Source organism: Limnohabitans sp. (genome assembly GCF_031539105.1).
GTDB lineage: Bacteria > Pseudomonadota > Gammaproteobacteria > Burkholderiales > Burkholderiaceae_C > Limnohabitans.
The window spans coordinates 19943-33537 of the sequence record NZ_JAVKLM010000032.1 but is presented as its reverse complement, the minus strand read 5'-3'; the positions used below and the strand labels follow the sequence as shown (position 1 = coordinate 33537).

The following is a 13595-nucleotide window of genomic DNA, read 5'->3' as shown; positions in this document are numbered from 1 at the left end:
ATGACACCTCAAGACTACGTTCAGCAAAAAGCGTCTGCCTCGGGCAGCAGTTTTTATTACGCCTTCCTCTTTTTACCGCCACAGCGCCGCGCGGCCATCACTGCGTTTTACGCCTTTTGCCGTGAGGTGGACGATGTGGTGGACGAGGTCACCGACCCAGGCGTGGCCGCCACCAAACTGGCCTGGTGGCACAACGAAGTCCACCAAGCTTTTGCCGGCAAGCCCAACCATCCCGTCACACAAGCGCTGATGCCTTTGGTGGCCGAGTTCGGCATTGAAGAAGCGTCTTTGCAATCGGTGATTGAGGGATGCGAGATGGACCTGACGCAAACCCGCTACCTCGACTACCCCAACCTCACCCGCTATTGCCATTTGGTGGCGGGCGTGGTGGGCGAAGTGTCGGCCAAGATTTTTGGCCAAACCGAGGCAAGCACCACCGGGTATGCCCACAAACTGGGCCAAGCGTTTCAGCTCACCAACATCATTCGCGATGTGGGCGAAGATGCTTTGCGTGGTCGCATTTACTTGCCCGTGAATGAGCTACAGCAATTTGATGTGAAGGCCCACGAAATTTTGAACCGCTTGGACTCTGACCGTTTTCAAGCGCTCATGCAGTTCCAAGCTGCGCGTGCACATGCTTTGTATGACGAAGCCTTGGCTCTGCTGCCTGCCAACGACTGGAAACACCAAAAGCCAGGCTTGATGATGGCCAGCATTTACCGCACCTTGCTGCGTGAAATAGAGGCTAAAAAGTTCCCTGTGCTCAGCCAACGCGTGGCACTCACCCCGCTGCACAAACTCTGGCTCGCTTGGAAGATGCAAGCGCTAGGTCGCTTCTAAGCTTCACGAACAGAGGCATGAAACAACTGACCATCGTGGGCGCAGGCTGGGCGGGTTTGGCTGCCGCCGTAGCTGCTACCCAAGCGGGCTGGCGTGTGCAGTTGTATGAAGCTGCCCACATCGCCGGAGGCCGCGCACGCAGCTTGCCACAAAGCTTTGCGGGCAAGCCTTTAGACAATGGCCAGCACATTTTGATTGGCGCTTACCGCGACACATTGACGCTCATGCGCACCGTGGGTTTGAACCCAGAGGTGCTGCTGCAACGCATCCCCCTCGATTTACGTTTCGCAAATGGCCAAGGCTTGAGCCTGCCGAATTGGCCCTCACCACTTAATCTGTTGGCAGGATTAAGCCGCGCACAAGGCTGGACCTTGAAAGACAAAGTCAGCCTCACCCTAGCTGCATGGGGTTGGCAACGCGCTGAGTTTGAATGCGACATGACTTGGACTGTGGCGCAGCTGTGCGATGCCTCAGGTCTGAGCCGCCGTGTGATGAACGAACTCATCGAACCTTTATGCCTGTCTGCACTCAACACACCTTTGCAGGATGCAAGTGCTGCGGTATTTTTGCGCGTCCTGCACGACGCGTTGCTGGGTGGCGCGGGAAGCTCTGACCTGCTGGTGCCTCGCGTGGATTTGGGTGCACTGCTACCTGAGGCGTGTTTGCAATGGCTGTGGGCAAATGGCGCAGAGATTCATTTAGGCACGCGGACCACTACCGCGCAGCTGAAAGCAATGCATCAAGACGCCACACCAGATAACGCCGTGCTGCTCGCTTGCCCACCTTGGGAAGCGGCACGTCTCACAGCTGACATTGCACCCGTGTGGTCCACCCTCTGTGCCGAGCTGCCCTTCACAGCCATAGCCACGGTGTACTTGCATTGCAAAGATGACTTGTTCAAAGGCCTGACTCGCCCCATGGTGGCCTTGCACAGCGACGCAAAATCGCCCGCTCAATTTGTGTTTGACAAAGGCGCGTTGTCTACACAGCACGGTCTGCTGGCTGCTGTGGTCAGCGCATGCACCGCTGAGCGCGATGACGTGACCGAACAAGTACACGCCCAAGTCTGCGAGCAGCTTGAACTGTTGAACGTTGAGGTGGTGCAAACCATCGTCGAAAAACGCGCCACCCTTGCTTGCACACCCATGCTCGACAGACCTGCATCTTTTGTAGCAGATGGCCTATGGGCCTGCGGCGACTACATCCGTGGACCCTACCCGTCCACCCTTGAAGGGGCTGTGCGCTCAGGCCAGCAAGTGATCACACAACTCAGCCAAGTGACGCACCGTTAAAGGCTGTGCGACGTCATATGTCCACTCTTGGGCTTGTGTATTGACCCACGCGGTTTGCATGCCGGCATTCATGGCGCCAATTACATCGGTGTGCGCGTCGTCGCCCAAATGCAAAACCGCATCGGCAGACACATTCAACTGCGCTGCAGCCGCATGAAAAATACGCACATCAGGCTTGGCCACGCCAAATTGGCGAGCACTCAACGAGGCTTTGAAATACGGACCAGCTGCCGTACGAAATACATCGGCATTGCCATTTGACAGACCCACGAGCGGGTAACGCGCTGCCAAACGTTCAAGCGCTTGCTGCACACCGTCATACAAGGTGACGTTTTGGCGCGCTGCGAAAAACACCTCAAACGCTTCATCGGCCAAATGCGGCGAGTTGCCCGCACGCAGCAAACTCTGACGGATGGACTCGTGGCGTAAAAAACTCAGGTCATGCGCTTTGTCAGCATGGCGCTGATTTACTTCGGCACGGATGCGTTTTTTCTGCTCGCCGTCACTGCACAGCAATGCCGTTTGCGGGGCATGCAGACTAAGCCAATCTTGTAAAACTACCTCCGCTTGGGCGATGGTGGGCCAGACAGGCCACAAAGTGTCGTCAAGATCTAATGTTATGGCTTGGATTTTGGAAAGGTTCAGCATGCTGAGCGAGAATATCGCACATGTTTAAACCTGCCTTCAATCCCGAACCGCCCTTTGCCCACGGGCAAACTCCACGCACGGCTGTGTTGCTGTGCAACTTAGGCACACCCGACGCGCCCACAGCCCCTGCTGTGCGCCGCTACCTTGCCGAGTTTTTGGGTGACCACCGTGTGGTCGAAATTCCACGTTTGGTGTGGATGGCCATCTTGCACGGCATCATCTTGCGGGTGCGCCCTTCCAAGTCGGCGGCAAAGTACGCCACCATTTGGACCGATGAAGGCTCACCACTAAAAATATGGACGAGCAAACAAGCATTGGCGTTGCAAGAAGCTTTCAATGCAAAGGGTGAAGCTGTGACCGTGCGCTATGCCATGCGTTATGGCAACCCGTCGATGCCCAGCCAATTGGATGCCCTGAAAGCCGAAGGCTTCACGCGCGTATTGATACTGCCCGCCTACCCCCAATACTCAGGCACCACCACGGCCAGCGTGTTTGATGCCGTTTACCAATGGGGCTTACGCAGCCGTGTATTGCCAGAGTTTCGCTTCATCAACCACTACCACGACCATCCTGCCTACATTCAAGCGTTGGCCGAGCGCGTGCGCTCGCACTGGGCTGAGCACGGCCAGCCTGAGCGTTTGGTGATGAGCTTTCATGGCGTGCCGGAACGCACACTGCACTTGGGCGACCCCTACCACTGCGAGTGCTATAAAACTGCGCGCTTGCTTGGTGAAGCTTTGGGCCTCAGCAAAGCGCAATATATGGTGACATTCCAATCTCGCTTTGGCAAAGCCAAGTGGCTTGAGCCCTACACCGAGCCCACCCTCATCGCTTTGGCGCAGCAGGGCGTGAAGCGGGTCGATTTGATTTGTCCTGGTTTCACCAGCGATTGCCTAGAAACCTTGGAAGAAATTTCGCAAGAAGCGCAAGAGGCTTATTTGCACGCAGGTGGTGAAACATTCCATTACATCCCTTGCTTGAACGACAGTGCCAAGTGGGTGGCAGGCATGCATGAACTTTGCCAGTCACACATGGGGGGCTGGCCTATGCATGCAGCCGACCAGCAGCAACTTGCCCAAAGTCGAGCTGAAGCCTTGGCGTTAAACGCAAAAAACTAAAAAACAAAAGCCGCTTACTAGCGGCTTTTTAAATTGAGTAACTGAGACAGTTGGCTTAAGGCATTTCGCTCAGGGCGCTTTGCTCGCGCTAGACGAGGCTGGTGTTGCCATGCTGGAGCCAGAGGGACGCCACATCGCTGCGGCTGCACCGCTGGCCACTGGAACGGCAGTGGCAGTGGCAGATGCTGGCACAGTCACAACCTCGGCTGAGGATGCAGAAAGATCAGCAGCGCTGGCAGGGTCTGCCACATCGGTGGGCAAAGTTTGCAGGGGTGGTGCAGCTTCAACGACTGGCACGTCTTGGGGCTGCATATAAGCGGCAACAGCCAATGCAGCAACAAACAAAGCAGCAATCACCCATAGCGAGGCCTTTGATTTAGGCACTTCAACAGCAGGTGCGGGTACAACAGGTGCATCTGTCACGGCAGAGTCAGCCTCAGCCGGAGCATCCTCTGGTGCAACAGACTGTGCCTCAATCAACGGACTGTCGGAAGAAGCCGCCTCTACTTCGATAGCTGCCATTTCAACATCAGCAGTTTCTGGCTCAGGTGTAGATTCAATTTCTTGAGCAAATATCTCTTCGGGGGACAAACCCAACAAGGCGCCTACTTTTTTTGCAGAGGTCGCTTTCACAGCAACGCTGTAAAAGCAACTGATACCGCCTTCTTCAAGCTGTCGAATTTGCTTCACAGACATACAAGCACGCGTGGCCATGTCGTTCAGCGCCCAACCGCGAGCTTCGCGACGCAGGCGCAACAACTCGCCATTGATAAAGATGTCGTCTTGGCTCATTGGCAAACGATGCTTGCTTTAGTCGTAAAAACTTACTTGACCAACAGGAGTTCGCCCTTGATAGAAGCACCTTTTTGGACAGACAAGGTTTGGTAAACCACATGACCATCCACTGACGCTGAAGATGTCACGATCAACTCGTTGCATGTCGCAGTGCCTGAGAACTTACCCTTGATGTGCAAGCTGGTGCAAGTAACCACGCCTTCAACTTGACCGCGAGCACCAATGGTGAGCTCATCAACTTGAATTTGGCCATTCAAAGCGCCTTCGACGTGGATCGCACCTTTGGCTGCAATTTCGCCACGGAAAGAAAAACCCTCGCTCAAGATAGAAGGTTTTGTAGCGGCTGTAGTGATCATGTCCATCATGCTGTTTCGCTGAGTTGGTGTTGGTGTAGGTGTGGGGGCAACGGACACGGGTTGAGCCGCGATCTCATTCAGTTCAACTTCTTCCTCTGCGCCCATGTCTTCGATGTCAGACGAAGTGTCGCCAACTTGAGGTTGATTAACGTTGTTGGTTTTGGATTTGTTGAACATATTGTGCCGTCCGTATAACTTTTTGTGGGTTGACTGGGTATCCACCAATCAAAATTTCCAAATGCAGGTGCTTACCTGTTGACGAAGAACCTGTGCTTCCAATGTTGCCCAACACAGATTCGTTAGTGACCTTATCACCCAACTTCACTTCAATGTTTGCCAAATGTGCATAAAGAGACTCTACGCCATTGGTATGGCGAATCACCACCGTGTTGCCGTATTGCGTATGAAACTGCGCCAACACGACCACACCAGGCTTCACAGGATGAACTTTCTCATCACCCGTTTGACTCAGCATGTCCAAACCCGTATGAAAGTGTGTTTGGCCAGAGATGGGATGACGGCGAACGCCGAAGTCGGAAGTCACACTGTAGTTGGGTATCGGCATTACGCTAGGCAGCGCATACAAAACTTCGCGCAGGCCGCGGTTGGTCGACAACTCATCAGCAACTTTGCCACGCAGCAAAGGATTGCTTTTGACATCGTCCTCTAAGTTAAAACCACCGTTAGCCGCATTTTGTTGAATGATTTTGACGATCTTTTCAGTCAAGCCTGAGGATTCAAGCTGCGACTTCATTGTCACGTTCTCTTGCGAAACAGCCACCATGGAGGTATCGACAAAGCGTCGAATACTCATATCACGGTCACGAATTGTTTGAGCCAAAGCGACCATTTGTTCATCACTCATGCTTAGCTGATCACCGCCCTCTACATCGGAGGCGCTGCTCAACAAAGCTCGGTAGACCTCTTCGTGAGAACGCTCAAGCTTTGAACGACTCAACATCAAGCTGATACTTGTTGCCAGCAAAACGCAGATCGCCACCAGCATCGCACCTGTAGCCAAAATACCGCCACGCACCAAAATGCGTTGCACCCGCGCGCTGATATTGAGGTAGTGAAGATCGCCGTTTTGCTCAAGAATGACTCGCGCATCGTCGTACTGACGTGTCCACCCACTGGAAACAAGCCCAGGCAGTTGACGAACAGCAGACAAGACGCGTGGCAACATGGCTTTGTGAGGCAATTAAGCTGCGGAAGTACCGCCCATGTTCACGACTGGGCCATTGGCGTCTTGGCTCAATGTGCCCTCAATTTCGCCGCCTTTTTCAATCTCGATTTCAGAGTATTGAACTTTGCCGGCAATCTTGCCAGTTGAGCGAACGATCAGGCTCTTTTCAGAAATGATGGTGTTGTGGAGCTGACCACGCACATCGATCACCTTGGCAGAAACGCGTCCAGTAATCTTGCCAGTTGGGCCGATCAACACCTCTTCTGCAGTTAAATCACCCTCAATAACGCCATTAATAATAGCTTTTGATGGAACTGTGAACGTACCTTTGACGACAACGCCGTCACCGATGACAACACTTTCGAGCGAATCAGATTGATTAGACATATGGACTCCTTCTCTAAATTTTAACAAACAAACTATCAAAAACTACATTTCTAGCTTTTTTATGTTGTTTATTTGTAGAAAAAAATCATTTAATGCAACCACTTAGCGTATTTTTTGAATGTGCTTCCTAACACTATCACTGAAAAGCGCCTCATGCTTTAGATACCATAGAGGAACCCTTTCACATATGCATCATGAACAAGAAATACATCATGGCGGGAGTCATTGGTTGGCCCATTGCGCATTCTCGCTCCCCTGCAATTCATAACCATTGGATCCAACAATACAACCTGTGTGGCGCCTATGGACAATTCCCTGTTGAGATAAACAACTTAGAAATGGCAATCCAAGGCCTAAAGGCCTTAGGACTTGCGGGTTGCAACATCACAATTCCACACAAAGTTGCTGCCATGCGCCACATGGACTGGATCGATCCCCTTGCGCAACGAATGGGGGCTATTAACACCATCGTGGTGCAAGCTGACGGCGCGTTACATGGATTTAACAATGATGGATTTGGTTACATCCAAAGTTTGCATGAAGCCCAACCATCTTGGCAGGCTAACGCCGGGCCAGTTGTGATTCTTGGCGCAGGCGGTGCAGCGCGGGCCATCGTTGTCAGCTTGCTGGACGCTGGAGCCGAAGAAATCCGAATACTCAACAGAACAAGAGACAAAGCCGAAGCGCTGGCACAAGAGTTTGGCTCCCGAATCACCACATATGAATGGCGGGAACGTCATGAGGCACTGAGTGGCTGCGCTCTATTGGTCAATACAACGAGCTTAGGCATGCACGGTCAAGAAGCACTTGAAATCAACTTGGCGCAATTGCCGACGTCAGCACTTGTATCCGACGCCATTTATGTTCCGCTTGAAACACCGCTGTTGGCCCAGGCTCGCAAACGCGGGAATTCGACCGTCAATGGACTTGGCATGCTGCTACATCAAGCGCGCCCTGCTTTCCATGCCTGGTTTGGTGTGATGCCAGAAGTCACTCCCGAACTGCGACAAACAATCATCGCCACACTCTAGCCTCAAAATATGTACATTGGATTATTGGAAGACGAGCCACAGTTGGCGCAATATGTGTGCGAAATTCTTGAAAAAGCGGGTCATACAACCAGCGTTTTCAACAATGGGGCGGACATGGTGAAAGCCATTGGACGCGACACAATTGACCTTTTTGTGCTGGACTGGCGAGTACCGCGCCTGTCGGGATTTGAGGTGCTGAAGCACATTCGCCAAGTGCGCGGACTCAAAGAACCCGTCTTATTTCTAACCAGTAAAACAGATGAGCAAGACATCACAGAGGCACTCAATGCAGGCGCTGATGATTACTGCACGAAGCCCGTTCGCCCACAAGAATTTTTAGCGCGAATTGCTGCACTGTTGCGCAGAACCTATCCAGACCGAAACGACCAAGACACAACCCGAAACTTGTTGGGCTACACATTCAACAAGCTCGATAACTCTGTCAAATTTGCGACGACAGAGGTCAATTTGTCTGAGAAAGAATTCAAGCTCGCTTTGTTTCTTTTTGAAAATCACGAACGCGCAGTTTCGAGAGATCGACTCATGCAAGAGGTTTGGGGCGGAGAAGGTGATGCACTCTCACGCTCATTGGATGTTCACGTATCTTGGCTACGCAAAAAACTAGACTTAGCTGCGACATCAAAAAACTTGAGGCTTAAACCCATTTACGGCTTTGGGTACCGGCTCATGGCTGTTGGAGAACACAACGATGCGTAAGACTTGGGGGCTTTTATTCACCATGCTGCTCAGCGGCACAAGCTTTGCACAACTCAATGACAACAAGCCTGAAGACGCCCTTATTGTTTACAAAATTCAAGCAGGCGACACGCTGAGTCAATTATCTAGAAAATATCTAAAACAACCAACTGATCTTCAAGCGATTCGTCATCTAAACCATCTGCGTAGTATTGATGTTTTACCAACGGGCGACTTTCTCAAAATACCGCGCCTATCCGTAAAACAAAGGCCATCTCAGGCAACCATCATCAGCCTGTCATGCGCAAGAACAATAGCTGCAGGTACGCCTCCCCAGCCCATGTCAGTGGGTAGCGTGTTAACGGAGGGTGCCATCATTGACATTCCAGCCGAATGCCACATCGCTATGCTGCTAGAAGACGGCTCTGTGATTCGACTTCCTTCAAGTGCAGCCATGAAAATCGCGACCCTGAGAAAAAACGCGCTTGAATCAAGTCCTGAAGTTCGACTGGATTTAGTCAAAGGAAGAGTCGAACTCGAAGTCTATAAAAGGCGCGCACAAGCCACGCCCTTCGAAGTTCGCACCCCACTGTCCATGACAGGCGTTAGAGGAACTGAATTCCGGGTTGGCTACGACCCAACGGAGCAAGCAGGACAGGTCGAAGTCTTAGGTGGCGTTGTACAGGCAATGGGCATGAGCGACACCAAATCTAGCGCTGTTAAAAAAGGACAAGGCGTGCCGTTCGACAGTTCTGGTAAGGCGTTGCCAATTGAGCAACTGTTATCTGCGCCTGCCTTTGAACAAGCAGAACCTGCCAACAGCACCCTCGCCGCTTACAACATCAAATTAATCGGTAACTCGCAAGCCAAACACTACGCGGCAATCAGCGCAAAAAGTGCCAATTTTTTGGGGTCGCATGAATCTCAGATCATGCGCACACCAGAAATAACGACATCCAATCTAACCTCATCTGTCACCTTTTATCAATTTACGGCGGTCTCAAAAGCTGGTCTTGTTGGAGAGCCGCGCCAATATGGTTTTTGTACGAGTCAACCAGAAGTCAAAGCAGGCCGATGCAGCGCCGTTTTTGATGCCCCAATGAGTGAAAACGTCATGATTAAATTTTCACTGATTCGGCACTCGCAAGGGGGCATCCAAGAGTTGGTATCAACACAAAAACTGCAAGCACGAAATGGGCAATTCACCATCGATGGACTACCTTCAGGCCAGTACAAATGGGACATGAGTTATGGCACTTCGCAGCCTAGCGCCAACTCGACGATCACCAAGCAATCGGGCTCGTTTGACTTAATTGCGCTCACAGCAGTTACGCCTTGAATAACCACACCCAACGAAAGCAACGGTTACGTCGTGAATGGCTGGTAACGACTGCCGTCGCCCTCTCTCTTCTGGCACTGCTAACCTTTGCAGACTTAGCGCGCCCAGTTGGGAATGTTCTGTACGACCACCTGATGCGTTGGCAAGGATTTCAAGCAACGCAAAATATTGTGATCGTCGCCATTGATGACCGATCCATCCAAGAACTTGGCGGATGGCCCATTCGACGCCATCGATACAGCCAACTCCTTGAACAACTGAATGAGGCCTGCTGCCGCCCAAAAGTGATCGGATTTGATTTACTGTTCTTTGATCCGACAGAAGATGATGCAACGCTGGCGCGTCAATTGAAGCAACAAAAAAGCGTGCTGCCGCTGGCTTTTAAGGTTCAAGAAGACGATCCAACCTTGCTAGAAGCCACGCCCCCCGTGGCACCTATCTCTGAAGCAGCCACACTGGCACACATCAATCTTTCTTTCGACACAGATGGCGTGATACGTGGCTTTCGCACCCACGAGCAAGGCTGGCCGCATTTTGCACTCGCTATGCAGGATTCGAACGAGCAATCTGGTGTCTTCACCGGCGAAGACAAAAACTATCGCCGTTTTCGCATGGTTGATCCGCGGGTGGGGTTTCCCGTGGTTTCACTTGCCGACGCAATCAATAGCAGTGCCACTCGGACGCTATTAAAAGACAAATACGTTTTGGTGGGTGTGACAGCACCTAGCCTAGGAGATCGATACCCAACGCTTTACTCTGGTAGAAACAGTGCGAGCACACCAGGCGTCGCTATTTTGGCCAGCGCATTGAATGCCTCTTTGAATAACGCATTAATCAATGAGGCACCTCCTTGGGTCATATTTGCAGCAACGCTGATGCCGTTGCTGATCATGCTCAATAGCTTGCTAAGACTATCCCCAAGATATGTATTACTACTTGCTGTCGCCATGATGCTTGGCGGCATTCTTGCCAGTTACGGTTTGCTGATGTTTTGGGACTATTGGATAGATCCAATTCCATTTCTCATCATTGCCATCGTGCTTCAACCACTTTGGGCCTGGCGAAGATTAGAAGCCATTGTTCACTTCGTACAAGACAAAGCTGCTGACTTGCAACAATTTCAACCAAGCAATCGCGCAGCACAACATGTGAAGCCGTCACGCGAAGTGGTTTTGCAATATGCAAACATCCTTGATCATGCAGTTGCAACGGCACGATCTGAGCTAGATTTTTTATCTGTCATCGTGGATGAGATGCCTGACTCTGTGTTGATATACGACGCACAAGATCAGCTTTTACTTTGCAACCAAAAAATAAGGCAACTTTTCACGGCACACGCCTTCCAAGTAGGCAGCGGCTTGGCAGAGTTTGCAAAGCATCTGAACATCCCCGTCACACATCTAGAAAAAATAGATGCAAGCGCTTCGACTCAAAGCGTATTGCAACTCAACACAAGCATGGGCCGACGTGACTTCATACTCAAAGCTACAAAACTCAACTCCCCTAACGAAAGCAACATTCGGTTGATTATCTTGATGGATATCTCTGAGTTAAGACAATCACAAACACAACGCGACCGTGCATTGCAATTTTTATCGCATGACATGCGTACACCGATCGCATCTATTTTGTCGCTCACAAACCGAGCCATGAATGCGGCTGATGACGTTGAGAAAAAAATCACGCATCATGCGAGAGCCTTGCTCAATATGATGGATGACTTCATCCTCACCATCTCAGCTGAAGCGTCCCAATATACGGTTCAGCAAGTGCTTCTGGACAATCTAATCAATGACACATTAGAAGAAGTTGCAGACTTAGCTAAAGCCAAAGACATTACGCTCCAAGACCACAGCGATGCATCAACCGTCTTTGTGACGGCCAACACACGACTGTTAGTGCGTGCATTGATCAACCTAGTCTTTAATGCCGTTAAATTTTCCGCGCCCCAAACTAGCATCAAAATAAAAACCACTTGCAGCGAGCGCACTGAAAAAGACTCTGCACGAGTTGCTATCTCCATATCCAATCAAGTGGCAGATGCGCAAAACTCTTCACACCTCATACCATCGATGCCAGGCTTTGGTTTGGGCCTAGACTTTGTGGACAACGTGATTCAAAAACACCATGGCACCATCGAACGCACAATTCCAACACATGGGATTGCAACGGTCACGATCACACTGCCCTGCGAGATCACAAACTCATCTGAATGACCCTGTGCAGAGATTTGTCAAGTTCAATTAAAATAAAATAGCTTTTTAGTACTCATATTTTTCCTCTAAATGTAAAATCGGAGGGTATGAAAAGTGATGCAAAACTCCCCTCTTGCATGAATGGCGGCCTGCAAAGTTGTGGGGCCGTACTTCTAAAACACATCGTTTCAGCGGGCGTACTTGTCTTTGCAGCCTTAACTCAAGCTGCTTCAGACAAGCCTTGGCACCTAGGCAGCCTGCAGCCCAAGAACGCAGCACCAGCAGCCATCAATACGACTCATATCAAACCTGGCGCGCATCGAATCGTCGTTGCAGTCATTGACAGTGGTGTCATCGCCAGCCACCCCAGTTTGAATGGCCAGCTGCTCCCTGGATATGACATGCTTTCGGCCCCTAACAATCTTCGAGGTGGTCGATCAACAGACTTTTCACCAGACCCGCGCGATTCTCGATGCAGCCAACGCCTCGTTTCAGGTGCGTTCAGAACGCACGGTACAGAAGTTGCCAGTCTCATTGCCGCGAACGGCGTAGATGGCGTTTATGGCGTGAATCCTTCAGCTCGCGTTTTACCTGTCAGACTGTTTGGCGCGTGCAGCATGACGCGCACAGACCTACTCGATTCAATTGCATGGGCAGCCGGATTTCCTGTCGCAGGCGTTCCCGATAACCCATACCCAGCCAACATCATCAACATGAGCATTGCCGGAGGCTTGTCTGTTTGTAGCGCTGATTTGCAACGACTACTCAACCGTGTGATTGAAAAGAACATCTTCATCGTTGCAGCAGCAGGAAACAACTTCCACAAACCGCTACCAGAACCGGCCAACTGCAACGGCGTTTTTTCAGTAGGTGCACTTGATGCAGAAAACAACATCGAAATTTATTCAGCCTTAGATCCACGCATAAGTCTGTACGCACCTGGAGGTGGCAAACGACTTTCAGTAGATGCGCACTGGGCAGTCAACAAACTCATGGTGGCTACCTACGATTTAGATTTTCTAGGCAATGAACGTGCAGCCGCAATCGAACGAGGTGTTGGAACAAGCTATGCGGCGCCTATCGTTGCAGGCTTCATATCTTTATGGTTATCGCACCATCCAAACAAACAACCCGCTGATTTATCAAAGGAACTACCCAACTTTTTGCGACAAGTTCCCTCATCAGACAAGTGTGCTGACTGCTTCCCAAAAGGACTGACCGCCAACTCTGGGGTAGCTAAACCATGAGATGGTTCTTGATTTGTACCCTCACCTTCAGTTTTACGGCCTGGGCAGATCCCGTATGGCATTGCTCACGAAATAAACAAAGAGCTGAAGACGTATCCTCATCGCGCCACCTGCAAGAAAGCGAGTTCTTTATCGCATCCTTCAACTCATCAGCCGATGTGATTGGTGTATCCGTAAGCGATTTGATTGATATTTATTCGGGTATTCCAGTTCGTATCGGTGGTCTGCCTTTATCGTCCTGCTTCATGCCTAGTCATCAGGGTCTGACTTCAGATGCGTTGGCATCGCTCGGGCTTCAAACCTCGGCAATTCAAGCGCTGGCGCGAAAGAGCTCAATCGTTCAGAACAATTTGCACTTTGTTGTCACTGAGCAGCAGATGATCGGTTGTATTGCGCAGCATTTTCCAGCTGTTGGCTATTTAGACGAAGCTATCCATACCGATGAGGTCCAACCTTGTTTCTAAA

The 13595-nt window shown here is 51.0% G+C and carries 14 protein-coding genes; 9 read left to right on the top strand and 5 right to left on the bottom strand.

What is annotated here, in order from left to right; translation table 11 throughout:
- Both hpnD and hpnE read left to right on the top strand, forming a co-directional pair.
- The gene (gene hpnD, locus RMR24_RS08520) at positions 1-840 is read left to right on the top strand and encodes a presqualene diphosphate synthase HpnD (RefSeq protein WP_310614651.1); all 840 of its coding nucleotides are present in this window, start codon (positions 1-3) and stop codon (positions 838-840) included.
- A gap of 17 nt (positions 841-857) precedes the next feature.
- Positions 858-2132: a hydroxysqualene dehydroxylase HpnE gene (gene hpnE, locus RMR24_RS08515; protein ID WP_310614650.1), complete on the top strand. Its 1275-nt coding sequence runs from the start codon at positions 858-860 to the stop codon at positions 2130-2132.
- Here hpnE and RMR24_RS08510 read toward each other — a convergent pair.
- Positions 2085-2780 carry an HAD-IA family hydrolase gene (locus RMR24_RS08510; RefSeq protein ID WP_310614649.1) on the bottom strand — a complete coding sequence of 232 codons (696 nt, stop codon included), beginning with the start codon at positions 2778-2780 and terminating at the stop codon, positions 2085-2087. The two genes, hpnE and RMR24_RS08510, sit on opposite strands and share 48 nt — an antisense overlap.
- A 20-nt stretch (positions 2781-2800) precedes the next feature.
- Between RMR24_RS08510 and hemH the strand changes: the two genes are divergently transcribed.
- Complete coding sequence (gene hemH, locus RMR24_RS08505) at positions 2801-3898, top strand: ferrochelatase (protein WP_310614648.1); 1098 nt, start codon at positions 2801-2803, stop codon at positions 3896-3898.
- 69 nt (positions 3899-3967) lie between these two features.
- On the opposite strand, the gene RMR24_RS08500 is transcribed toward hemH, so the two are convergent.
- Genes RMR24_RS08500 through RMR24_RS08485 form a run of 4 tightly spaced genes read right to left on the bottom strand, consistent with a single transcriptional unit; the run spans position 3968 to position 6622 of the window.
- Positions 3968-4696, bottom strand: coding sequence for a hypothetical protein (locus RMR24_RS08500; RefSeq protein ID WP_405023328.1), 729 nt, complete (start codon positions 4694-4696; stop codon positions 3968-3970).
- Between the two features lie 26 nt (positions 4697-4722).
- Positions 4723-5226: a polymer-forming cytoskeletal protein gene (locus RMR24_RS08495; RefSeq protein ID WP_310614647.1), complete on the bottom strand. Its 504-nt coding sequence runs from the start codon at positions 5224-5226 to the stop codon at positions 4723-4725.
- Positions 5195-6235 (bottom strand): M23 family metallopeptidase, encoded by a 1041-nt coding sequence (locus RMR24_RS08490; protein WP_310614646.1) that lies wholly within the window; start codon positions 6233-6235, stop codon positions 5195-5197. The genes RMR24_RS08495 and RMR24_RS08490 overlap by 32 nt, the downstream gene beginning before the upstream one ends.
- Positions 6236-6250: 15 nt before the next feature.
- Positions 6251-6622 (bottom strand): polymer-forming cytoskeletal protein, encoded by a 372-nt coding sequence (locus RMR24_RS08485; protein WP_310614645.1) that lies wholly within the window; start codon positions 6620-6622, stop codon positions 6251-6253.
- Between the two features lie 194 nt (positions 6623-6816).
- On the opposite strand from RMR24_RS08485, the gene RMR24_RS08480 reads away from it, so the two are divergent.
- From RMR24_RS08480 to RMR24_RS08455, 6 genes are all read left to right on the top strand, one after another.
- A complete protein-coding gene (locus RMR24_RS08480; RefSeq protein ID WP_310614644.1) occupies positions 6817-7653 on the top strand; it encodes a shikimate dehydrogenase in 837 nt (278 codons plus the stop codon).
- Between the two features lie 9 nt (positions 7654-7662).
- Positions 7663-8370, top strand: coding sequence for a response regulator transcription factor (locus RMR24_RS08475; protein WP_310614643.1), 708 nt, complete (start codon positions 7663-7665; stop codon positions 8368-8370).
- Complete coding sequence (locus tag RMR24_RS08470) at positions 8363-9688, top strand: FecR domain-containing protein (RefSeq protein WP_310614642.1); 1326 nt, start codon at positions 8363-8365, stop codon at positions 9686-9688. The genes RMR24_RS08475 and RMR24_RS08470 overlap by 8 nt, the downstream gene beginning before the upstream one ends.
- Positions 9685-11904 (top strand): CHASE2 domain-containing protein, encoded by a 2220-nt coding sequence (locus tag RMR24_RS08465; RefSeq protein WP_310614641.1) that lies wholly within the window; start codon positions 9685-9687, stop codon positions 11902-11904. The genes RMR24_RS08470 and RMR24_RS08465 overlap by 4 nt, the downstream gene beginning before the upstream one ends.
- A gap of 86 nt (positions 11905-11990) precedes the next feature.
- Positions 11991-13130 (top strand): S8 family serine peptidase, encoded by a 1140-nt coding sequence (locus RMR24_RS08460; RefSeq protein WP_310614640.1) that lies wholly within the window; start codon positions 11991-11993, stop codon positions 13128-13130.
- An 8-nt stretch (positions 13131-13138) separates the two neighbouring features.
- Complete coding sequence (locus tag RMR24_RS08455; protein WP_310614639.1) at positions 13139-13594, top strand: hypothetical protein; 456 nt, start codon at positions 13139-13141, stop codon at positions 13592-13594.
- The last annotated feature ends 1 nt before the right edge of the window (position 13595 follow it).

Excerpts from the sequence above, each read along its gene's own strand:
- hpnD (WP_310614651.1), top strand. The coding sequence starts at position 1 with ATGACACCTCAAGACTACGTTCAGCAAAAAGCGTCTGCCTCGGGCAGC.
- hpnE (WP_310614650.1), top strand. The coding sequence starts at position 858 with ATGAAACAACTGACCATCGTGGGCGCAGGCTGGGCGGGTTTGGCTGCC.
- RMR24_RS08510 (WP_310614649.1), bottom strand. The coding sequence starts at position 2,780 with ATGCTGAACCTTTCCAAAATCCAAGCCATAACATTAGATCTTGACGAC.
- hemH (WP_310614648.1), top strand. The coding sequence starts at position 2,801 with ATGTTTAAACCTGCCTTCAATCCCGAACCGCCCTTTGCCCACGGGCAA.
- RMR24_RS08495 (WP_310614647.1), bottom strand. The coding sequence starts at position 5,226 with ATGTTCAACAAATCCAAAACCAACAACGTTAATCAACCTCAAGTTGGC.
- RMR24_RS08490 (WP_310614646.1), bottom strand. The coding sequence starts at position 6,235 with ATGTTGCCACGCGTCTTGTCTGCTGTTCGTCAACTGCCTGGGCTTGTT.
- RMR24_RS08485 (WP_310614645.1), bottom strand. The coding sequence starts at position 6,622 with ATGTCTAATCAATCTGATTCGCTCGAAAGTGTTGTCATCGGTGACGGC.
- RMR24_RS08480 (WP_310614644.1), top strand. The coding sequence starts at position 6,817 with ATGAACAAGAAATACATCATGGCGGGAGTCATTGGTTGGCCCATTGCG.
- RMR24_RS08475 (WP_310614643.1), top strand. The coding sequence starts at position 7,663 with ATGTACATTGGATTATTGGAAGACGAGCCACAGTTGGCGCAATATGTG.
- RMR24_RS08470 (WP_310614642.1), top strand. The coding sequence starts at position 8,363 with ATGCGTAAGACTTGGGGGCTTTTATTCACCATGCTGCTCAGCGGCACA.
- RMR24_RS08460 (WP_310614640.1), top strand. The coding sequence starts at position 11,991 with ATGAAAAGTGATGCAAAACTCCCCTCTTGCATGAATGGCGGCCTGCAA.